Below are 21,574 nucleotides of genomic sequence, written 5' to 3'. Positions count from 1 at the left end.
CATCTTTCAGGCCACTATTGGAAAGGATTCCAACATGCCAAAACCACCAGTATCTTCAATACCGAAAATAAACATACCTGAACCACCCGCATTGAATCTGCCGCCACTGCAGGGGACAGGGCACTCTGCAATCGTTCACCCAAATCTGCAGGCAGGCATGTCATCGGACACTACGCCGCCAGCCCCCTTGTTACCCATCTCTGGCCTCTCCCAGACTCAGCCTTCTCTGCTGCCTTTGCCCGCCTTGAATGTCCAGGACACCCCCACTGCCGGAGCACCAACCGCCGCTTCCGGCTCCGACCCACTGCACCTGTTCCGTCTGTCCACATCCTCTTCAAACCTCTTGCCTGCACCCGGCGCTGACGGGTTTAGAGTCCAGGCACAACGCCGGTACGTCGATATTCAGTCCGGTGGAACGGTGCTTGTCGAGTTCGACGCCGCTGTCGGAATGTATCGGGCAAAACGGCGTAATGAACTGACGGCCTCGGGACCGGCATTGCGGCTCAACCCAGATAGCAGAACCTGGCGCCTGGCATCGTCGAAGGCTGCTACGGATGCCGAGTCGCTGCCTGGCGAGTCCTCGATGAGCTGGATGGCACCTGACAAGCAGCAGGACGAATTTGCCGAGTTAATGGAGCCACACTCATACGGGCAATTGAAGGCGATGTTCGACACTGTGCAGCTCGACCAGCGTCATTCTCAAGCAACACCTCCCAAGAAGCGGCCACTGATCGACGAGCAACCAGGGCCTTCTAAAAAACGCCCATTGATCGAGGAGCTATCGAGGCCCGATTTGCCGGCGACACCACTGCGTCTGCCGGATACGCAGCCGACCACAGAGACGGGAAACACCCCTGATTACGTCGAGATGGCGCGTATAACCGCAGAAGAAAGAGGCAAGCTTCTTGAACAGCTTCAAGTCCGGATGAACTTGCGCGGCCCGCACAAAACCCTGGACGAGGTGGTGGCGACGATGAAGCCTTACAACCTGTCGAACCGGCAACTCACACAGATGCTCGCCGAGATGCAAGCCAACGGCACCACCCCGCAGTGGGCCGAGAACCATAAACAAACGTCCATCGACGAGACAAACGTCAACCGGTTCGACGACGCCTACGAGGAGTTGCTGCCTGAAATCTTCAGCCTGCGAAACCGCGGGCGAGGCTTTACGGATTTCAATGCCCATTACACCCGCGCCTATCTCGATGGCTTACTGGCGTACGCCGGGTACAAGCGCAATAAATACAACTGTTTGTACCGTACCGATATACCCGCGATGTTCAGGGGCGATGACCGCACGCCTTTCGAATTTTCCCGGGACGGCCATATGCTCCCGCGCCAGGATCTCGGTGAGGGCTCGACGACACAAAAGGCTGTGAGCGCGACCTTCAGTCTGAACGACGCGAAACAGTACATCCGCCAGTTCGGCAAGCAATCCGGGATAGAAGAACTTCTGTACGACACTCAGTACCACAAGTACCCCGGCGACTTGAGCCGAACCCAGTCGAGCGATACAGAATCCGTTGACAGTGCGGCAGACTCCGATGCCGACAGCGGCTCGGACAGCGAACCGGGACGGATCACGGAGAAGGACTATTACCCGAAAAGACTCAACCAGAACATTGCCTTTTGTTACCTGCTCGACACCCGCAACATCGAGATCGTCCCGGCTCGTGAAAACTATCATTTCAACAGGGATGCGCTCGACGAATCGAAAAGAACCGGCGGTAAAACCTGGTTTCCCGATGATGATCTGGAAGGCCATATTTCAGTATCCAGCCGTGGCTTCAGCGCAGACCGGATCTGGCTGGTCAACTCGACCTTTACCCGCGCAGCACGGGTCAGTGACATTTACTTGCAATCCTATGTTCACGCCGACCACTCAACCAGAGGCGAGGCTGACAGTATCGAAGAGCGGACATGGGCCGGCGCAAACAACCTGAGTGACTACGACATGTTGATCGATCAGGTGGCGGCGGCAAACAAACCGGTGATTAACTTTCCCGCCGGTAAGGAAGTGTTCTCCAACGACGTGGTCTTTACGCCTGACTTGATAACGCCGACAACCGCCTGATCCAGTCGGCAGGCTCTAGGCGAACAATTCGCCTTGCAGCTCATCCAGCAGCGCCTGAATTGCATCCAGTCGCTGCTGCGGATCATCGAGTTGCAGCAGGTCGATCTTGTCCACTTCGGCAAACGGCAACAGATACGCCAACTGATTGGCCAACGACTGCTGCCCGGTTGCCTCGGTGCCCATATTCAACGCTTCGACCATCGGGTGTTCGGCCAAGGCTTTGAGCAGCGCAACCAGGTCGGCGTCCTCATCCTGCAGTGGTTGCTCAGGTTCGTCCTCCAGCCACTCGACCTCGGCGACAGTCAGCTGATCGCGCTGAATCTCGGTGCGCAACACGTGGAAACGCCGCCCACCCTGCACCCGAATGCCCAGCAAGCCATTGTCCTGCTGTTTGAAATCAGTGATCAGCGCCTCGCATCCGACCAGCGCGTAGCCCGCCGGGGCAATGCCGACTTCTTCACCGTCAAGGATGCACACCACGCCAAAGCCACCGCCCTGCTTCATGCAGCGACTGATCATGTCCAGGTAGCGCGCCTCGAAGATCTGCAAATCGAGGATGCAGCCAGGAAACAACACTGTGTTCAGCGGAAAAAGCGGCAAGCTCATAGACATTTCCTTACACCACCATCGACACCGCCAACGGCAGGAAAACTGCCGTGGCCACGCCCATCAGACTCATCGCCAGCGCCGCGAAGGCGCCGCATTCTTCATTTTCCTGCATCGCCACCGCAGTGCCTACCGCGTGCGCCGTCATGCCCAGTGCCATACCGCGCGCCTCAGGGCTGCGCACACCCAGCCTGGTCAAAAGACTCGGCCCGAAGATCGCCCCGATCACCCCGGTAATCAACACGAACACTGCCGCCAGCGCCGCGACGCCACCGATCTGCTCTGCCACCAGCATGGCAATCGGCGACGTCACCGACTTCGGCGCCATGGTCATCAGGATCATGTGTTCGGCACCAAACGACCAGCCCAGCAATACACCCATGCCGGTGGCGACGACGCCACCTATCACCAGCGTAGTAAATATCGGCCAGAACAACTGCCGAATGCGTCGCAGATTGAGGTACAACGGTACAGCCAGCGCCACGGTCGCAGGCCCGAGCAGGATGCTGAGGATCTCGGTGCTCTTGCGGTACTCGGCATAGGTCAGGCCGCAACCCACCAATACACCGATCACCAGCAGCATCGAGACCAGCACCGGTTGCAGAAAGATCCAGCGGGTTTTCTCGAACGCCGCCAGCACCAGCTGATAAGCCCCCAGCGTAATACCGATACCGAACAATGGATGATGAATCACCGACGCCCAGGCGCCGTGCCAGTCGAAGATCATTGGCCATCCTCACGATGAGCGTGACGCTTGACCATGCGCTGCATCAGCACGCCAGCGAAGGCCATGGACAGCAACAGAGACAACACCAGCGCACCGACGATGGCCCAGAAATCCGCGGCAATGTCTTTAGCGTAAACCATCACACCCACGGCGGGCGGCACCAGCAACAACGGCAGGTAACGCAGCAGACTGCTGGCCGCGAGGTTCAGCGGTTCGCCAACCTGGCCACGGCTGATCAGGAATACCAACAGCAACAGCAGGCCGACAATCGGCCCCGGCAGTATCGGTAAAAACAAGTGGTTGATGGCTGTGCCCAGCAATTGGAACAGCACCAGCCAGGTCAGGCCACGTAACAACATCCGTCATCTCCCGCCAATATCATCCCGCACAAACGGGCCGAGCATTATAAGCACGCCAACGCTATAGACCGGCATTCGCCAAAATCATGGTCAGTTGACCGGAGCCATTTGCCATGTTGATCTAAAGTGGTAATCCGGGAGGTCAAATCCCCCCACCTCAAAACTATAAAACCGATGAACCCAAGGAGAGTCTCAATGCCCTATGTTCCAGTTGCAGAGCTCAAAGATTATGTCGGCAAGGAACTCGGACGTTCCGAATGGCTCACCATCGATCAGGAGCGCATCAACCTGTTCGCCGAAGCCACAGGGGACTATCAGTTCATCCACGTCGACCCGGTCAAAGCCGCGCAAACGCCATTTGGCAGCACCATTGCACACGGTTTCCTGTCGCTGTCGCTGATCCCCAAATTGATGGAAGACATCCTGATCCTCCCTGAAGGGGCGAAGATGGTGGTCAACTACGGTCTGGATACCGTGCGTTTCATCCAGCCAGTGAAGGTCAATTCCAGGGTACGACTCAAGGTCGACATGAACGAAGTCACCGAGAAGAAACCCGGCCAATGGCTGCTCAAGGCCACCGCCACGCTTGAGATCGAAGGTTCGGACAAGCCGGCCTACATCGCCGAGCCACTGTCTCTCTGCTTCGTGTAACCCATCCCGGATGCGAAGCAGCTCACGCTGTTTCGCGCCCTCTCCTGTTTCCTGGCTATATAAGGTCAAACAGCTGCGGCATACTCGGTCGCCTAATTGCCCGGATCCCGCTATGCGCCCACTTGCACTCCTCGCTCTGACCCTATTGCTCACCGCTTGCGGCGACGGCGAATCGCTGTTGCCCCCCGACGCCCGCTTGCCGGACGGTGGACGTTATCGCGGCGAACTGGTCAACGGATTGCTGCAAGGCCAGGGCCGTATCGATTACCCGAACGGCAGCTGGTACGCCGGCGATTTCGACAAGGGCCTATGGCATGGCCAGGGCGAATGGCACGGCAGTAACGGCGAAGTCTATCGAGGGGGATTCAACCTGGGGCTGTTCGACGGCAAGGGCACGCTGACCACCAGCGGCAGCAGCTTCACCGGCAGTTTCAAAGCCGGCCGACGGGACGGCGAAGGCACCCTCAAAGAAAACGGCATGACCTACCGCGGTGAATTCAAGGCCGATCAATATTCAGGGCTCGGTCGTCTCGAACTCGAAGACGGCAGTTCGTATCAGGGCCAGTTCGCCCACGGCAAACCCAACGGCGAAGGCCAACGGAGCGACGCCAGCGGCAATCAGTTCACCGGGCATTTCGTCGACGGTCAGCTCGAAGGCAACGGGACGTTCAACAGCGCCGATGGCGATATCTATGTCGGCAGCTTCAAGAACAACCAACTGCACGGCAAGGGCCGCTACGAGAACGCCGACGGTGATGTCTGGCTCGGTCAATTCAAGGAAGGTTCGCTGAACGGCAAGGGCGAGTTGATCGGTGCCGACGGCAGCCATTACATCGGCCAGTTCAGCGACTGGCGCTTCTCCGGCCAAGGTCGATTGAACCTGCCCGACGGCAGCTTTTACATTGGTCAATTCGACGGTGACAGTTACTCGGGGCACGGCACCCTGGTGCTGACTGACGGCACGGTGCAAAACGGTACGTGGGTCAATGGCCAGCGGGTTCGCGATGCCGATGGCAAGCTGCTGCCCGATAGCCTGGAACTCGGTTTGCTGGCACAGGGCCGTTTGCTCAACGATGCACTGTCCAACGTGCCGGCTTCGACCCCAGCGGTCGAGTTGTACACCTTGACCCTGGGCGGTGACGGCAAGCAAAGCGTGTTCCTGCGCGAATCCGATTACGTCAGCAACATGCTCAGCAGCCGCTTTGGTGCGTTTGGCCAGATCCGCCTGGTGAACCATCGCGACCACCTCGTCGACCGGCCGATGGCCACCCGGGAAAACCTGCGCCGCGCCGTCGCCACCCTGGCCGAACGCAGTGGCCCGGAAGACTTGATCTTCATCTACCTGACCAGCCACGGCTCCAGCGAACACGAACTGGTGCTCGACCAGCCGCGCATGGAACTGTCCGATCTTCCGGCCGACGAACTCGCCACGGTGCTCTCTCCGCTGAAAAACCGCGACAAGATCATCGTGATTTCGTCCTGTTACTCGGGCGGCTTCATTCCGGCTCTCAAGGATGAACGCACCCTGATCATGACCGCCTCGCGCGCTGACCGCGTGTCCTTTGGCTGCTCGGAAGAAGCCAACTTCACCTACTTCGGCGACGCGCTGTTCGCCCAGGCACTGAACCAGACCGACGACCTGGAGCAAGCCTTCAAACTGGCCAGGGCCACCGTTGCGGAACGCGAGCTCGCGGACAGCTTCGAAGCCTCTGAACCGCAGATCTGGGCGCCGAAAACCGTCCTCTCTCACTGGCAGCTGCTACGCAAGCAGCAGGCACGAAAAGCGCTTCGAAGTGTCTCCTCCGACAGCAAGGATGCAAAGAGCAACTAAGCTGAAGAGTATCAAGGGGGAAACACTATGTACTTGACGCCTCAACACGTATTGCTTGCCGGAGCTACCGGGTTGACCGGTGAACATTTACTTGATCGCCTGCTCAATGAGCCCACGATCTCACGAGTATTGGCGCCCTCACGCCGGCCATTGGCCGAGCACCCCCACCTGGAAAATCCGGTCGGCGACCCAGCGGAGTTTCTGCCGCAATTGAATGGTCGCGTCGACATTGCCTACTGCTGCCTGGGCACCACTATCAAGAAAGCCGGCTCGGAAGAGGCCTTTCGTGCGGTGGACCTGGACATGGTGGTGGCGTTCGCCAAACGTGCACGGGAGCTGGGCGCACGGCACCTGATCGTGATCAGTGCCCTGGGCGCCGATCGCAGGTCCCCGATTTTCTACAACCGGGTCAAAGGCGAGATGGAATATGCATTGCGCGCACAGGACTGGCCGCAACTGACCATTTGCCGACCTTCGTTGTTGCTGGGCGAGCGTATGGAACCGCGTATGGCTGAGCAATTCGTCGGGCCCTTGTCCCGTTTGATCCCCGGCAAATACCGCGGCATCGAAGCCTGCCAACTGGCCCGTGCCATGTGGCGACTGGCGCTGGAAGAGCAGGATGGGGTGCGGATTGTGGAATCGGATGAGTTGCGCAAGTTAGGCAAATAATCCGCAGACCTGTGGCGAGGGAGCTTGCTCCCTCGCCACAAGAGCCGCTCTCAATTTTACAACCCACCCGTCGCCTGAAAACTTACCCCGATTACCGTGAGCACCGACAGCGGCAACAGCAGCGTGTCGAGCAACGCGCTGGCCGGCAGGTCGACGCCAGGGTAGCTCGGGGCTTCGGCGCCGAAGCGGTCCATGGCGCAGCAGCCGCCATTCAAGGCATACAAATCCAGACGCGTTCCCGAATACACCACCGGCGCCCCTGGCTTGGCGGCATCGAGCGTTCGCGCCGTGGCGCAGCCAGCCAATTGCAGCGCCAGCACCATTGCCAGCAGCTTATTCATCGCTGGTCAGATGATGTTCGCCCCAACGCGGCAGCATGTCCTGGGGAATGTTCAGCAGATTGAGAATTCGCGCCACGACAAAATCGATCAAGTCGTCGATGGTTTGCGGCTGATGATAAAAGCCTGGCGACGCCGGCAAAATCGTCACGCCCATGTTCGACAACTTGAGCATGTTCTCCAGATGAATGCTCGAATACGGCGTCTCACGCGGCACCAGAATCAGCTGGCGACGTTCCTTCAAGGTGACGTCGGCAGCACGCTCGATCAGGTTGTTGCAGGCTCCCGTAGCAATAGCCGACAAGGTCCCGGTGGAACACGGCACCACCACCATCGCTGCCGGCGCGCCGGAGCCCGAAGCCACTGGCGACATCCAGTCTTCCTTGCCATACACCCGAATCTGCCCGGCGGCAGCGCCGGTGTATTCGGTGAGGAAGGCCTGCATCATCTGGGTTTTCGGCGGCAACGTAACGTCAGTCTCGGTGGCCATCACCAGTTGCGCCGCCTTGGAAATCAGGAAGTGCACCTCGCGGTCTTCACGAATCAGGCAGTCCAGCAGACGCAAACCATACTGGGCGCCGGAAGCCCCGGTCATCGCCAGCGTGATGCGTTCCGGGCCGTTGTTCATTGCAGCGCCTCGGCGAGTTTGCCGTGCAGGCCGCCGAAGCCGCCGTTGCTCATGATCACCACGTGAGTGCCAGGCTGGGCCTGGCTCTTCACGCGCTCGATGATGCCTTCCAGCGAATCGCTGACGATCGACGGCACCGTGCACAACGCAGCAGTAGCCCCCAGGTCCCAACCGAGGTTGGCCGGCGCATACCAGATCACCTGATCGGCATCGACCACGCTTTCCGGCAAGCCGTCGCGGTGAGCGCCGAGTTTCATGGAATTGGAGCGCGGCTCGATGATCGCGATCAGCGGTGCATCGCCGATGCGCTTGCGCAGACCGTCGAGGGTCGTCGCAATTGCCGTCGGATGGTGCGCGAAGTCGTCATAGATGGTGATGCCACGTACTTCCGCGACTTTCTCCATCCGGCGCTTGACGCTTTTGAATGCGCTCAGTGCAGCGATGCCCATGGACGGTACAACACCGACGTGGCGCGCCGCAGCCAATGTGGCCAGGGCGTTGGCGACGTTGTGTTGGCCGGTCATGTCCCACTCGACCACACCTTGGGCGACACCTTCGAACATCACTTCAAATTTCGAACCGTCTTCGCTGAGCAGTTTGACCTGCCACTGACCACCGGCGCCGGTGGTTTGCACCGGGGTCCAGCAGCCCATTTCGATGACGCGCAGCAACGCAGGCTCGGTGGTCGGGTGGATCACCAGGCCTTCGCTCGGGATAGTCCGCACCAAATGGTGGAATTGCCGCTCGATGGCTGGCAGATCGGGGAAGATGTCGGCGTGATCGTATTCGAGGTTGTTCAGGATCGCCGTGCGCGGGCGGTAGTGAACAAACTTGGAGCGCTTGTCGAAGAACGCGCTGTCGTACTCGTCGGCTTCGATCACGAAGAATGGCGTATCACCCAGACGAGCGGACACCGAGAAGTTTTGCGGCACGCCGCCGATCAGGAAACCCGGGCTCATGCCTGCGTGTTCCAGTACCCAGGCGAGCATGCTGCTGGTGGTGGTTTTGCCATGGGTACCGGCGACGGCCAGCACCCAGCGACCTTGCAGCACGTGATCCGCCAGCCATTGCGGGCCGGAGACGTACGGCAGGCCTTTGTTCAGCACGTATTCGATAGTCGGGTTGCCGCGGGACATGGCATTACCGATCACCACTAGATCCGGCGCTGGATCAAGCTGCGCCGGGTCATAGCCTTGGGTCAACTCAATGCCCTGAGCCTCAAGCTGAGTGCTCATCGGCGGATAGACGTTGGCATCGGAGCCCGTCACGTGATGGCCCAGCTCTTTGGCCAGAACCGCCATCGAACCCATGAAAGTGCCGCAGATACCAAGAATATGAATGTGCATTAGTCGACCTCGTAAAACATGGCCGCAGGTTAGCTTAGGGTGGGAAAATTCGCACTCTTTAGGTGAAGCCCTCCCGAAACGTCGGACCGCCCCAGAGGGGAGAGGAGGAAAGGGAGCAGATCTATATCGTTTTCAAAACTTAAGTTCGACTCTGAATTTTCAGGTCGCCGTATTCCGACCAGACACCTCGGTCAGCCCCCTCTACCCCTTGGGGAGAGGGTTGGGGTGAGGGGTGGATCTAACTGGCTAACGCTCAATACCGTGCTTACGCAGTTTTCTGTAGAGGGTATTGCGGCTGACGCCCAACTGTTCCGCTGTATTAGTCATGTGCCAACGCGTCTGTTCCAGCGCATTCAGCAACGCCAACCGCTCAGCGTCATCCAGCGGATGGTCCGACGGCGCTTCAACAGCAACAAGCGGAACCGGTCGAGCCTGACGAATCATCACCGGCAAATCCTCCAGCCCGATCCGCCCACCGTCGCACAACGCCGCTAACGTGCGCAGCACATTGCGCAACTGCCGCACATTCCCCGGCCAGGCGAAGGCCAGCAACGCCTGGCGTGCCGGACCGTCGATCAATACGGTTTCCCCGCCCGCCTCTTCGGCCAGCAAAAAGTCGAGCAACTGAGACTTGTCACTGCGATCACGCAGCGCCGGCAGCGCAACTTCCAGCCCGTTGAGCCGGTAATACAAATCCTCGCGGAAGCTGCCGTCCTGCACCCGCTCCAGTAAATTACGGTGAGTGGCGCTGATGATTCGTACGTTGACCGACTCCGGCTCGCCGCCGATCGGCACTACCTGACGATCTTCCAGCACCCTTAATAGCCGGGTCTGCAACGCCAGGGGCATGTCGCCGATTTCATCGAGGAACAGAGTCCCGCCATCGGCCTGTTGCAACTTGCCGCGCATACCTTCCTTGCGCGCACCGGTAAAGCTGCCGCCGCGATAGCCAAACAGTTCGCTCTCGATCAGGCTTTCGGGGATCGCCGCGCAGTTAAGGGCGACGAAGGCTTTTTCTGCTCGCTGGCTGGCCTGATGGACGGCTTTGGCAAACGCTTCTTTGCCGGATCCGGTTTCGCCGTTGATCAGAAGCGGAACGTCCCGCTCGAACACGCGCAAGGATTTGCGGAAATCTTCTTGCAACCCCGTGTCGCTCAAACAAATGCCCGATAAGCGCGAAGGTTCGGCGATCACCGCACTTTGCACCACCGGCACCGGCACCGGAATGCTGCGTGGCTGCCCGCGCAACACCGCAAACAGACTCCGCCCGTCTCGGGTACGCAATGGCCAACTGGCGCTGGCGTTGACACTTGCGCGGCCGAGCAAGTCATCCAGCGAACAATCGAAAAACGCCTCCACCGGTTTGCCCAGCAACCCACCGCGAATATGCCCCAGCAGGTTCAACGCACTCTGGTTGACCGCACTGATCCGCCCTTCCCCGTCGAACGCCAGCAGCCCTTCGCTGAACAGTCCGACGGATTCGGCCTGAAGGTGAAAACGCAGCAGCCATTGATTGTCGAAGTAGCGCAGGAAATAGCAGCTCTCGATCATCTTCGCCGACAGATTGACCAGGGCCATGGTGTGGAACTGACTTTGACGAGAGACCTCATGGCGCGCCGAGGACACGTCGAGCACCGCCAGCAATTCGCCGTGAGGGTCGAACACCGGGCTCGCCGAGCAGGTCAGGCCGGTGTGACGGCCGCGAAAGTGCTCGTCCTGATGGATGGTCAGGGACTGACGCTCCACCAGACAGGTGCCAATACCGTTGGTGCCTTCGCAGGCTTCGCTCCAGTCAGCGCCGAGCCACAGGCCGGCGCGCTCGAAAATCTTCCGCTCGGCAGGCGCGGTGACGCAATTGAGGATCACCCCGCGGGCGTCGGTCAGCAGAACCGCGTGGCCAGCGCCGGAGAGCTGCTGATGAAGGCTGGTCATTTCGCTGCCGGCGATGTGCAGCACTTGCTGCAAGCGCTCGCGGCTTTCGAGTACGCGGCCATGTTCCAGCACTGTCGGTGCCATCGTCAGGGCGGGGTCGAGGTGATAATCCTCAAGACAGCGCAGCCAGGAACGGGCAATCGACGGGTCGCTGCCGGGACCGTGCAGGTGGGATTTGCCCTGAGTGACGGTCAGGACCTGCTGGGCATGGCGACTCAAATGGTTGTCGTGCATTTCTTATTGTTCTCCCGAGCGGCTTACCCCCTGTAGGAGCTGAGCTTGCTCGCGATGGCGTCTGTACAACCAACATCAACATTGAATGTCAGGACGCCATCGCGAGCAAGCTCAGCTCCTACAGGTTATGCAGCAGGTGCATAGTTCGCTATGACTGAGTCATATGGGCTCCGAGCATCCTCCAGCGCGACGTGCATTGCAATGCTGGCGAGACCGACCCGTCACACGTTGCGCCAGAAGCGATACAAAGTGTCACGGGGGCCGTACCGAAACCGTCACAGACGGAGTCCGCCGGTCCGACAAAAACCGCGTAAAGCCTTGATTTACCTGACCTGCAACGCAGTGGCCCGACCTTTGCTCTACGCTTATAGCAGGCGCACATGCGCTCTCCCTTATAAGCACAAAAGCCAAGGAGAAATCACCATGCGTTACGCTCACCCCGGTACTGAAGGCGCTATCGTTTCGTTCAAGAGCAAATACGGTAACTACATCGGCGGCGAGTTCGTCGCGCCTGTCAAAGGTCAGTACTTCACCAACACCTCGCCAGTGAATGGCCAACCGATTGCCGAATTCCCGCGTTCCACGGCTGAAGACATCGAAAAAGCCCTGGACGCTGCCCACGCGGCCGCTGATGCCTGGGGCGCCACGTCCGCCCAGGCTCGCTCGCTGGTGCTGCTGAAAATCGCCGACCGCATCGAACAGAACCTCGAAGTTCTGGCAATCACCGAATCTTGGGACAACGGCAAAGCCGTGCGTGAAACCCTCAACGCCGACATCCCTCTGGCGGCGGACCATTTCCGCTATTTCGCCGGTTGCATCCGCGCCCAGGAAGGCAGCGCTGCCGAAATCGACGGCAACACCGTGGCCTATCACATCCATGAACCGCTGGGCGTGGTCGGGCAGATCATCCCGTGGAACTTCCCGATCCTGATGGCCGCCTGGAAACTCGCCCCGGCCCTGGCCGCCGGTAACTGCGTGGTACTCAAGCCTGCCGAGCAAACGCCGCTGGGCATTACCGTGCTGATGGAGCTGATCGGCGACCTGCTGCCACCGGGCGTGCTGAACGTGGTGCAAGGCTTCGGTAAAGAAGCCGGCGAAGCACTGGCCACCAGCAAACGCATCGCCAAGATCGCCTTCACCGGCTCGACCCCGGTCGGCTCGCACATCATGAAATGCGCCGCCGAAAACATCATTCCGTCCACCGTGGAGCTGGGTGGCAAGTCGCCGAACATCTTCTTCGCCGACATCATGCAAGCCGAAGAAACCTTCATCGAAAAAGCCGCCGAAGGCCTGGTGCTGGCGTTCTTCAACCAGGGCGAAGTCTGCACCTGCCCTTCCCGCGCCTTGGTGCAAGAGTCGATCTACGACGACTTCATGAAAGTCGTGATGAAGAAAGTGTTGTCGATCAAACGTGGCGACCCGCTGGACACCGACACCATGGTCGGCGCCCAGGCGTCCGAGCAGCAATTCGACAAAATCCTTTCGTACCTGGAAATCGCCAAGGGCGAAGGCGCCGAGCTGCTGACCGGCGGCAAGGTGGAAAAACTCGAGGGCAACCTGGCGACCGGGTATTACATCCAGCCGACCCTGCTCAAGGGCACCAACAAAATGCGCGTGTTCCAGGAAGAAATCTTTGGCCCGGTGGTGAGCATCACCACCTTCAAGGACGAAGCCGAAGCCCTGGCCATCGCCAACGACACCGAGTTCGGCCTGGGTGCCGGCCTCTGGACCCGCGACATCAACCGCGCCTATCGCATGGGCCGCGCCATCAAGGCCGGTCGCGTGTGGACCAACTGCTACCACCTGTACCCGGCACATGCTGCGTTCGGCGGTTACAAGAAGTCCGGCGTCGGTCGTGAAACCCACAAGATGATGCTCGATCACTATCAGCAGACCAAAAACCTGCTGGTGAGCTACGACATCAATCCGTTGGGCTTCTTCTAATCCGGCGCGATACCGCGTAACGGCTATCGCGAGCAAGCTCGGCTCCTACAGGACTGTGTTGTACCTGTAGGAGCATGGCTTGCCAGCGATGGCGTCCTCAATGACACACCAAACATTGCCCTGCCGCTCTGGCACGGGCTTTGCGTGCCCGCTCTACACGAAAATTTCGTACCTGAAAGTCCAACAAATCAAAAAATAAAAAAGACAGCGAGGACTTATGACTTCTACTACACAGCTCAAACCCACACTCGGCACCCTGCATTTATGGGGCATTGCCGTCGGCCTGGTGATTTCCGGCGAGTACTTCGGCTGGAGTTACGGCTGGGGCACCGCAGGGACCCTGGGTTTCCTCGTCACCGCACTCATGGTGGCGACGATGTACACCTGCTTCATCTTCAGTTTCACCGAATTGACTACCGCGATTCCCCACGCGGGCGGGCCGTTTGCCTACAGCCGACGGGCCTTCGGTGAGAAAGGCGGACTGATCGCCGGCATCGCCACGCTGATCGAATTCGTCTTTGCCCCCCCGGCGATAGCCATGGCCATCGGCGCCTACCTCAACGTGCAATACCCGGAACTTGACCCCAAGATCGCCGCCGTTGGCGCCTATTTCGTGTTCATGGGCTTGAATATCCTCGGCGTCAGCATCGCCGCGACGTTTGAACTGGTCGTCACCGTGCTGGCGGTCGCCGAATTGCTGGTGTTCATGGGCGTCGTTGCGCCGGGCTTCAGCTTCAGTAATTTCGCGCTTAACGGCTGGTCGGGCGCCAACGAGTTCACCATGGGCTCGATTCCCGGCATCTTTGCGGCGATCCCCTTCGCGATCTGGTTTTTCCTTGCGATTGAAGGCGCGGCGATGGCGGCTGAAGAAGCCAAGGACCCGAAACGTACGATTCCCAGGGCGTATGTCAGTGGCATTCTGACCCTGGTGTTCCTGGCCATCGGCGTGATGGTGATGGCAGGCGGCGTTGGCGACTGGCGTCAACTGGCGAACATCAACGATCCGTTGCCTCAGGCAATGAAAGCCGTGGTCGGCAACAATTCGAGCTGGATGCACATGCTGGTGTGGATCGGCCTGTTCGGTCTGGTGGCGAGTTTCCACGGGATCATTCTTGGCTACTCGCGGCAGTTCTTTGCGCTGGCCCGGGCCGGTTACCTGCCACGCGGCCTGGCCAAGCTCTCGCGCTTCCAGACCCCGCACCGGGCGATCCTGGTCGGCGGCGTGATCGGCATCGCGGCGATCTACAGCGACGGCCTGGTCAATCTGCAAGGCATGACCCTGACGGCAGCAATGATCACCATGTCGGTATTCGGTGCCATCGTGATGTACATCATCAGTATGCTGAGCCTGTTCAAACTGCGTAAAACCGAGCCAAACCTTGAACGCACCTTCCGTGCGCCGGGCTATCCGATCGTGCCGGGGATTGCGCTGTTCCTGGCGGTGGTGTGCCTGGTGGCGATGGCCTGGTTCAACACACTGATCGGGTGTGTGTTCCTCGGGTTTATGGCTGCCGGTTACCTGTATTTCCAATTGACCGCCAAGCAGCGCTTCGATGCGCCGGCGGACGCGATGCTCGAAGGCGTCTGAGTTGCACCGGCGCCGGGCTGATTCCCGGCGCCTGCCCTATTGAAGTGCACGCAGTTTCCATGTGGGAGCGGGCTTGCTCGCGAAGGCGGAGTGTCATTCACCACACATGTTGAATGTCAGACTGCCTTCGCGAGCAAGTCCGCTCCCACCGGGGTTCGGCGGTGTATTTGAGTTGTTTATAGAATCAGGAGGACCCCGTCCCATGGCCGCATTTTCCCATTCCGTCGGCGCCCAGACCTATCGCTTCGACAGCCTCAAGGACGTCATGGCCAAGGCCAGTCCGGCGCGTTCCGGGGACTTTCTGGCCGGCGTCGCCGCCCTCAACGATGGCGAGCGGGTGGCCGCGCAAATGGCCCTCGCCAACATCCCGCTCAGCCACTTCCTGCAAGAAGTACTCATTCCGTACGAGGCCGATGAAGTCACCCGACTGATCATCGACACTCACGACAAACAAGCCTTCGCCGCCGTCAGCCACCTCACCGTCGGCGGCTTTCGCGACTGGCTGCTCAGCGATGCCGCCGACGAACAGAGCCTGCGCGCCCTCGCGCCAGGCCTGACTCCGGAAATGGCTGCCGCTGTGTCGAAAATCATGCGCGTGCAGGATCTGGTGCTGGTCGCGCAGAAAATCCGCGTGGTCACCCGGTTCCGCGGCACGATGGGCCTGCGCGGTCGGCTATCCACTCGCCTGCAACCCAACCACCCCACCGACGAACCCGCCGGTATCGCCGCGAGCATTCTCGACGGCCTGCTGTACGGCAACGGGGACGCGATGATCGGCATCAACCCGGCCACCGATAGCATCGCCTCCATCTGCGCCATGCTGGAAATGCTCGACGCGATCATCCAGCGCTACGAAATTCCTACACAAGCCTGCGTGCTGACGCATGTCACCACGTCCATTGAGGCCATAAATCGCGGTGTTCCGCTGGATCTGGTGTTCCAGTCGATCGCCGGCACCGAGGCGGCCAACGCCAGTTTCGGGATCAACCTGAACGTGCTGCAGGAAGGTTACGACGCCGGTTTGAGCCTGAATCGCGGCACGTTGGGGCAGAACCTGATGTATTTCGAAACCGGCCAAGGCAGCGCCCTGTCAGCCAACGCCCACCACGGCATCGATCAACAGACCTGCGAAACCCGCGCCTACGCCGTTGCGCGACATTTCAAACCGTTCCTGGTGAACACCGTCGTAGGATTCATCGGCCCGGAATACCTCTACAACGGTAAACAGATCATCCGCGCCGGTCTCGAAGACCACTTCTGCGGCAAGCTTCTGGGCGTGCCTATGGGCTGCGACATCTGTTACACCAACCACGCCGAAGCCGACCAGGACGACATGGACACCCTGCTGACCCTGTTGGGCGTGGCCGGGATCAACTTCATCATGGGCATTCCCGGCTCCGACGACATCATGCTCAACTACCAGACCACGTCGTTCCACGACGCGCTTTACGCCCGCCAGACGCTGGGCCTGAAACCTGCGCCGGAATTCGAACAATGGCTGGCGAGAATGGGCATTTTCACCCAGGCAGACGGCAAGATTCACTTCGGCGACAGCCTGCCGCCGGCCTTCCGCCAAGCAATGGGGCAACTGGGATGAGTGTTGAAATGGACAAACCACCTGCCGATCCAGAAAACCCGTTACTGGAACTGCGCCGCCTGACACCGGCACGGATTGCCTTGGGTCGAACCGGCACCAGCATGCCGACCAGTGCGCAGCTGGATTTCCAGTACGCCCACGCTCAGGCACGGGATGCGGTGCACTTGCCGTTCGATTCTGCGGGGCTCAGCGCACAACTGGCTGAACGCGGGCGTGCCAGTTTGCGGCTACACAGCGCCGCTACCGACCGGAACAGTTATTTACAACGCCCCGATCTGGGGCGAAAGCTCAGTGATGAGTCGGCTCAGACACTGCGCGATTACGCATTGGCCAATCCCGGCGGGGTCGATCTGGCCATTGTCGTTGCCGATGGGTTGTCGGCACTGGCAGTTCATCGCCATACCCTGCCGTTTCTGGCGCGGATGGAAGATCAGATTGTGAATGACGGCTGGTCCGTCTCACCGGTCATTCTGGTGGAGCAGGGTCGGGTCGCCGTAGCCGACGAGATCGGCGAACTGCTGGGTGCGAAAATGGTGGTCATCCTGATCGGCGAACGCCCTGGCCTCAGTTCCCCGGACAGCCTGGGGCTGTATTTCACCTACAATCCAAAGGTCGGGCTGACGGATGCCTATCGCAACTGCATCTCCAACGTCCGACTCGAAGGCCTGAGTTACGGCATGGCGGCACACCGTTTGCTGTATTTGATGCGCGAGGCCTGTCGGCGGCAGTTGTCAGGGGTCAATCTGAAGGACGAAGCCCAGGTTCTGACACTGGAGTCGGACGCCGGAGCGGACAAGAAAGGTAATTTCCTACTGAGCCCGTCGGATGCCTGAACCGTTTCCGCATTGCGTTTCTGATTCAGTTTCAGGCAGGATCGATGCACGGCCGCCAGGGTTTCCCGTCGCCGTCACCACGTAAGACAGCCACTTGAAGACGAGACCTACCATGCGGATTATTCAAGCGACCCTCGAACACCTGGACCTGTTGACGCCGTTATTCGTCAAATATCGCGAGTTTTATGGCTCCCTGGCTTATCCGGACTCGTCCCGGGCGTTCCTTGAAAAGCGCCTGCGTCGCAAGGAGTCGGTGATCTACCTGGCCCTGGCCGATGACGACAGCAACAAACTGATGGGTTTCTGTCAGTTGTATCCGAGCTTTTCGTCCCTTTCGCTGAAGCGCGTGTGGATCCTCAACGACATCTACGTCGCCGAAGAGGCTCGCCGCCAGTTGGTGGCCGACAACCTCATCCGCACCGCGAAAAAAATGGCCAAGGAAACCAACGCTGTACGCATGCGCGTTTCCACCAGCAGCAATAACGAAGTCGCGCGCAAAACCTACGAATCCATCGGATTCAAGGAAGACACCGAGTTCAAGAACTACGTGTTGCCGATCAGCGACGAGCTGTAAGCCGAAAAGATCGCAGCCCTTATGGGTAAGGCCCTGTGGCTGCGATCGTCTTATCGCTGCGCTCCGAAATTCCCCGCTACAAACTCAACGCGCTTTTCACTTCTCAAATCGTATAATGCCGACCTTTCCGGCTCGTAAGAAAAACTACACCCGTCTGTAGGCTTTCGCGAAGTCATCCGCACAGGCCTGCAGAGTCGGGCCGTCACCACAGGTGCTCTCCATGGATTTCAACCCGCTCGACATTATCCTGCATCTCGATGTGTACCTCGATTTGCTGGTAAACAACTACGGGACATGGATTTACGCCATTTTATTCCTGGTGATCTTCTGCGAAACCGGTCTGGTGGTGATGCCGTTCCTGCCGGGCGATTCCCTGCTGTTCATCGCTGGCGCAGTAGCCGCCGGCGGCGGCATGGACCCGGTGCTGCTGGGTGGCCTGCTGATGCTGGCGGCAATCCTTGGCGACAGCACCAACTACCTGATCGGACGAACGGCCGGCGAGCGTTTATTCAGGAACCCGAACTCGAAAATCTTCCGCCGCGACTACCTGCAACAAACCCACGACTTCTACGACAAGCACGGCGGTAAAACGGTGACGTTGGCGCGCTTCATGCCGATCATTCGCACCTTTGCACCGTTTGTCGCCGGCGTGGGCAAAATGCCTTACCCGCGCTTCTTCGGTTTCAGTGTTTTGGGCACGATCCTCTGGGTGGGCGGTCTGGTGACCCTCGGTTACTTCTTCGGCAACGTACCGTTCATCAAAAAGAACCTGTCGCTGCTGGTCGTGGGCATCATCCTGGTGTCGCTGCTACCGATGATCATCGGCATGATCCGCAGTCGCCTTGCTAACGCCGCATCCAAAACTCAATCGCACTGATTCACCATGTGGTCCCTTAGCGCCTGGCGTCGCCGGCGCATCCTGGCCAAGCATCCGGTTGCCGACGACATGTGGCAGCGGGTGCGCCATCACCTGAGTTTTCTCGATGGCATCAGCGTCGCCGAAGACCAGTGGCTGCGCGAAGCCAGCGTGCTGTTCCTCCAGGACAAACACCTGACCACCCTGCCCGGCGTCGAGCTCCACCAGGAGCAACGCCTGCTGCTCGCCGCTCAGGCGCAACTGCCGCTGCTACACTTGGGCGATCTGAACTGGTATCAGGGCTTCCATGAAATCGTCCTCTATCCTGACGACTTCCTCAGCCCCCAGCGCCATCGCGATGCCAGCGGCGTCGAACACGAATGGGACGGCGAACACAGCGGTGAAGCCTGGCAGCAAGGCCCAATCATCCTCGCCTGGCCCGGCGTGATGGCCAGTGGTGGCTGGGAAGGCTACAACTTGGTGATCCACGAACTCGCGCATAAACTCGACATGCTCAACGGCGCCGCCAACGGCCTGCCGCCGCTGCACACCGACATGCGGGTCAGCGATTGGGCCAAGGTCATGCAAGAGGCCTACGACGATCTAGATCGGCAACTGGAGCGCAATCCCGACGCTGACACCGCTATCGACCCGTACGCGGCGGAAAACCCCGCCGAGTTCTTCGCGGTCACCAGCGAATACTTCTTCAGTGCCCCGGATTTGCTGCACGAGGCGTATCCTCAGGTCTATAAGCAGCTGAAGCTGTTTTATCGTCAGGACCCTCTGGCCCGGCTGCGGCAACTTCTGGCCGAAGACCCGGTCTATCAGGCACGCGACTAGTGTCCTGTCTCACCGATACGTTGCTCTTTTGACGAGTGGCCGTTGTGGCCAGGCAAGGCGCCGCGACGAGTCATAGCTGGCTATGGCGAGGAGTGGCAACGCAGCATGACCACAACGGACGCCGTCAAAAAGCGACAGTATCGGTGAGACAGGACACCCGGGTCTCTACGACCTCTGGTACATAGCATCGGCGGCGGAATATGCCTATAATCGCCGCCACTTTTTGGTCAATCCGGCCAAGTGTTTTTGGTCAACTAACGGGGGCACCGCCCAATGAGCTACAGCAAGATTCCGGCTGGCAAAGACCTGCCGAACGACATCTACGTCGCGATCGAGATTCCGGCCAACCACGCGCCGATCAAATACGAAATCGACAAAGACAGCGATTGCCTGTTCGTTGACCGTTTCATGGCCACCCCGATGTTCTACCCGGCCAACTACGGCTTCATCCCGAACACCCTGGCTGACGACGGTGACCCCCTCGACGTGCTGGTCGTGACCCCTTACCCGGTTGCTCCAGGTTCGGTTATCCGCGCTCGCCCAATCGGCATCCTGCACATGACCGACGATGGCGGCGGCGATGCCAAAGTCATCGCAGTCCCACACGACAAGCTGTCCCAGCTGTACGTCGACGTGAAAGAATGCAGCGACCTGCCACCGCTGCTGATTCAGCAGATCGAGCACTTCTTCGCGAACTACAAAGACCTCGAAAAAGGCAAATGGGTGAAGATCGAAGGTTGGGGCGACTCAGAAGCCGCTCGCACCGAGATCATGAAGTCGGTTGCTGCCTATAAAGGCTGATAGCCGTCTCTCACGAACGGCTATAACGAAGAACCCCGGTTGATCCGGGGTTTTTTGTGGGCGTTTGAAAATCATGTTCAACAGCACATTTAACGGGCGGGCAAACCGGTTTTTTCTTGTTTAATTTTTACAAAAGACGTCTTACATCAGGACTTAAATTTCACGCCATATTTGAACGTTTTGTTGAATCAAAGCCTTATGCCGCACGGCTAGACTCGTGTTTATGAAAAAGAACAAAACCTGCGGCCCACGATTCAGAATGCTCCTGAGAGAGCTACAAATCACGACAACGAGATTTGCCGAATTCCTGGGTATTCCCGACCCTCAAACTGTCCATAACTGGTATACCCGCGGCGTTCCCGACTACCGCATGGAAGATGTCGCCAGAAGACTGTCCGTGAACACTGAATGGCTGAAAACCGGCGAAGGACCGCAAGACGCCAGGGCATTGCACCTGATCGACGCATCAGGCAATACCTTCGACGCACAGTCAATCCGGGGCACCTATCGGGTCATCGACCCAGTCGACATCGAACTACCCTTTTACAAAGAAGCGGCCACCGCCCCCGGCTCCGACAAAACCCATGTCATCAAAGACCCCAGCGAATCGATCCGCTTCCCGCGCAGCGATCTCGATTCCCTGGAAATCAACCACACCGATGCCATCTGCGCCCGCATGGTCGGCAACAGCATGGCCGAAAGAATTGAAGATGGCTCCATAGTGGCCATCGACCGCGGGCTCACGCAAATTGTCGACGGAGAGATTTACGCAATCGAGCACGACGGCATGTTGCGCATCAAATACCTGAGCCGGGTACCAGGCAACGCGATACGCATGCGCAGCCACAACAGCTCCGATTACCCGGATGAAGTCTTCAGACCCCCGCAAATCGAAGAACAACAAATAAGGGTGCTGGGATGGGTGTTCTGGTGGTCGACCCTGAATAAACGCAGGCCACCCATACCTTTTCTGTAAACCCATGACTGTGTAGCAGCTGGCGAAGCTGCTACCAGTCAGGGAATAGCTCTAGGTCGCACACCACGCTGGGAATTCCCCCAAAAAATCAGTATGCTGCGCCCCACATTTGCGCATCGACCCGCCTCGCGGCGTCAGATCGCACCGACAAGGCAGATGACTTTCTCGCC

General features: G+C 59.2%; 20 protein-coding genes. 13 read left to right on the top strand and 7 right to left on the bottom strand.

What is annotated here, in order from left to right; genetic code table 11:
- Positions 1-34: 34 nt before the first annotated feature.
- A complete protein-coding gene (locus IB252_RS26655; protein WP_192410810.1) occupies positions 35-2,074 on the top strand; it encodes a hypothetical protein in 2,040 nt (679 codons plus the stop codon).
- A gap of 15 nt (positions 2,075-2,089) precedes the next feature.
- On the opposite strand, the gene IB252_RS26650 is transcribed toward IB252_RS26655, so the two are convergent.
- From IB252_RS26650 to IB252_RS26640, 3 genes are read right to left on the bottom strand one after another with little or no spacing between them, the layout of a single operon-like run.
- Positions 2,090-2,680, bottom strand: coding sequence for an LON peptidase substrate-binding domain-containing protein (locus IB252_RS26650; protein ID WP_008152802.1), 591 nt, complete (start codon positions 2,678-2,680; stop codon positions 2,090-2,092).
- A gap of 10 nt (positions 2,681-2,690) precedes the next feature.
- Positions 2,691-3,407, bottom strand: a complete 717-nt coding sequence (locus IB252_RS26645) for an LrgB family protein (RefSeq protein WP_192410809.1) — start codon at positions 3,405-3,407, stop codon at positions 2,691-2,693.
- Entirely contained in the window at positions 3,404-3,766 is a 363-nt protein-coding gene (locus IB252_RS26640; protein WP_008152799.1) for a CidA/LrgA family protein, read from the bottom strand. The genes IB252_RS26645 and IB252_RS26640 overlap by 4 nt, the downstream gene beginning before the upstream one ends.
- 195 nt (positions 3,767-3,961) lie before the next feature.
- Here IB252_RS26640 and IB252_RS26635 point away from each other — a divergent pair, with 195 nt between their 5' ends.
- The 3 genes from IB252_RS26635 to IB252_RS26625 all read left to right on the top strand — a co-directional run bounded on the left by IB252_RS26635 (position 3,962) and on the right by IB252_RS26625 (position 6,917).
- The gene (locus tag IB252_RS26635; protein WP_008152797.1) at positions 3,962-4,417 is read left to right on the top strand and encodes a MaoC family dehydratase; all 456 of its coding nucleotides are present in this window, start codon (positions 3,962-3,964) and stop codon (positions 4,415-4,417) included.
- A 112-nt stretch (positions 4,418-4,529) separates the two neighbouring features.
- On the top strand, positions 4,530-6,248 hold the full coding sequence (locus tag IB252_RS26630; protein WP_192410808.1) for a C13 family peptidase: 1,719 nt from the start codon (positions 4,530-4,532) through the stop codon (positions 6,246-6,248).
- 27 nt (positions 6,249-6,275) lie between these two features.
- Positions 6,276-6,917: an oxidoreductase gene (locus IB252_RS26625; protein WP_111451181.1), complete on the top strand. Its 642-nt coding sequence runs from the start codon at positions 6,276-6,278 to the stop codon at positions 6,915-6,917.
- Positions 6,918-6,973: 56 nt separating this feature from the next.
- On the opposite strand, the gene IB252_RS26620 is transcribed toward IB252_RS26625, so the two are convergent.
- The 4 genes from IB252_RS26620 to IB252_RS26605 form a co-directional block, all read right to left on the bottom strand.
- Entirely contained in the window at positions 6,974-7,258 is a 285-nt protein-coding gene (locus tag IB252_RS26620; RefSeq protein WP_111451182.1) for a YceK/YidQ family lipoprotein, read from the bottom strand.
- Positions 7,251-7,883 (bottom strand): flavin prenyltransferase UbiX, encoded by a 633-nt coding sequence (ubiX, locus tag IB252_RS26615; RefSeq protein WP_111451183.1) that lies wholly within the window; start codon positions 7,881-7,883, stop codon positions 7,251-7,253. Before ubiX ends, IB252_RS26620 begins: the two co-directional genes overlap by 8 nt.
- Positions 7,880-9,229 carry a UDP-N-acetylmuramate:L-alanyl-gamma-D-glutamyl-meso-diaminopimelate ligase gene (gene mpl, locus IB252_RS26610; RefSeq protein WP_192410807.1) on the bottom strand — a complete coding sequence of 450 codons (1,350 nt, stop codon included), beginning with the start codon at positions 9,227-9,229 and terminating at the stop codon, positions 7,880-7,882. The genes ubiX and mpl overlap by 4 nt, the downstream gene beginning before the upstream one ends.
- Positions 9,230-9,475: 246 nt before the next feature.
- Positions 9,476-11,395 (bottom strand): sigma-54-dependent Fis family transcriptional regulator, encoded by a 1,920-nt coding sequence (locus IB252_RS26605; RefSeq protein ID WP_192410806.1) that lies wholly within the window; start codon positions 11,393-11,395, stop codon positions 9,476-9,478.
- 423 nt (positions 11,396-11,818) lie between these two features.
- On the opposite strand from IB252_RS26605, the gene IB252_RS26600 reads away from it, so the two are divergent.
- The 9 genes from IB252_RS26600 to IB252_RS26560 all read left to right on the top strand — a co-directional run bounded on the left by IB252_RS26600 (position 11,819) and on the right by IB252_RS26560 (position 21,404).
- Positions 11,819-13,339 carry an aldehyde dehydrogenase family protein gene (locus IB252_RS26600; RefSeq protein WP_033054129.1) on the top strand — a complete coding sequence of 507 codons (1,521 nt, stop codon included), beginning with the start codon at positions 11,819-11,821 and terminating at the stop codon, positions 13,337-13,339.
- A gap of 217 nt (positions 13,340-13,556) precedes the next feature.
- Positions 13,557-14,927, top strand: a complete 1,371-nt coding sequence (gene eat / locus IB252_RS26595; protein ID WP_192410805.1) for an ethanolamine permease — start codon at positions 13,557-13,559, stop codon at positions 14,925-14,927.
- 202 nt (positions 14,928-15,129) lie between these two features.
- On the top strand, positions 15,130-16,524 hold the full coding sequence (locus IB252_RS26590; protein WP_111451187.1) for an ethanolamine ammonia-lyase subunit EutB: 1,395 nt from the start codon (positions 15,130-15,132) through the stop codon (positions 16,522-16,524).
- Positions 16,525-16,532: 8 nt separating this feature from the next.
- On the top strand, positions 16,533-17,357 hold the full coding sequence (eutC, locus tag IB252_RS26585) for an ethanolamine ammonia-lyase subunit EutC (protein ID WP_192410804.1): 825 nt from the start codon (positions 16,533-16,535) through the stop codon (positions 17,355-17,357).
- A 112-nt stretch (positions 17,358-17,469) separates the two neighbouring features.
- Positions 17,470-17,931, top strand: a complete 462-nt coding sequence (locus tag IB252_RS26580) for a GNAT family N-acetyltransferase (RefSeq protein ID WP_008153569.1) — start codon at positions 17,470-17,472, stop codon at positions 17,929-17,931.
- Between the two features lie 220 nt (positions 17,932-18,151).
- The gene (locus IB252_RS26575) at positions 18,152-18,808 is read left to right on the top strand and encodes a DedA family protein (protein WP_192410803.1); all 657 of its coding nucleotides are present in this window, start codon (positions 18,152-18,154) and stop codon (positions 18,806-18,808) included.
- A gap of 6 nt (positions 18,809-18,814) precedes the next feature.
- Positions 18,815-19,627 (top strand): zinc-dependent peptidase, encoded by an 813-nt coding sequence (locus tag IB252_RS26570; RefSeq protein ID WP_192410802.1) that lies wholly within the window; start codon positions 18,815-18,817, stop codon positions 19,625-19,627.
- A gap of 273 nt (positions 19,628-19,900) precedes the next feature.
- Positions 19,901-20,428: an inorganic diphosphatase gene (gene ppa / locus IB252_RS26565; RefSeq protein ID WP_008153565.1), complete on the top strand. Its 528-nt coding sequence runs from the start codon at positions 19,901-19,903 to the stop codon at positions 20,426-20,428.
- Between the two features lie 223 nt (positions 20,429-20,651).
- The gene (locus tag IB252_RS26560; protein ID WP_192410801.1) at positions 20,652-21,404 is read left to right on the top strand and encodes a helix-turn-helix transcriptional regulator; all 753 of its coding nucleotides are present in this window, start codon (positions 20,652-20,654) and stop codon (positions 21,402-21,404) included.
- Positions 21,405-21,574: the final 170 nt, after the last annotated feature.

The sequence above is a fragment of the Pseudomonas sp. PDM10 genome (assembly GCF_014852295.1).
Classification (GTDB): domain Bacteria; phylum Pseudomonadota; class Gammaproteobacteria; order Pseudomonadales; family Pseudomonadaceae; genus Aquipseudomonas.
Note: the sequence above shows the minus strand (reverse complement) of the source record. Positions and strands in the feature narration are given on the sequence as shown.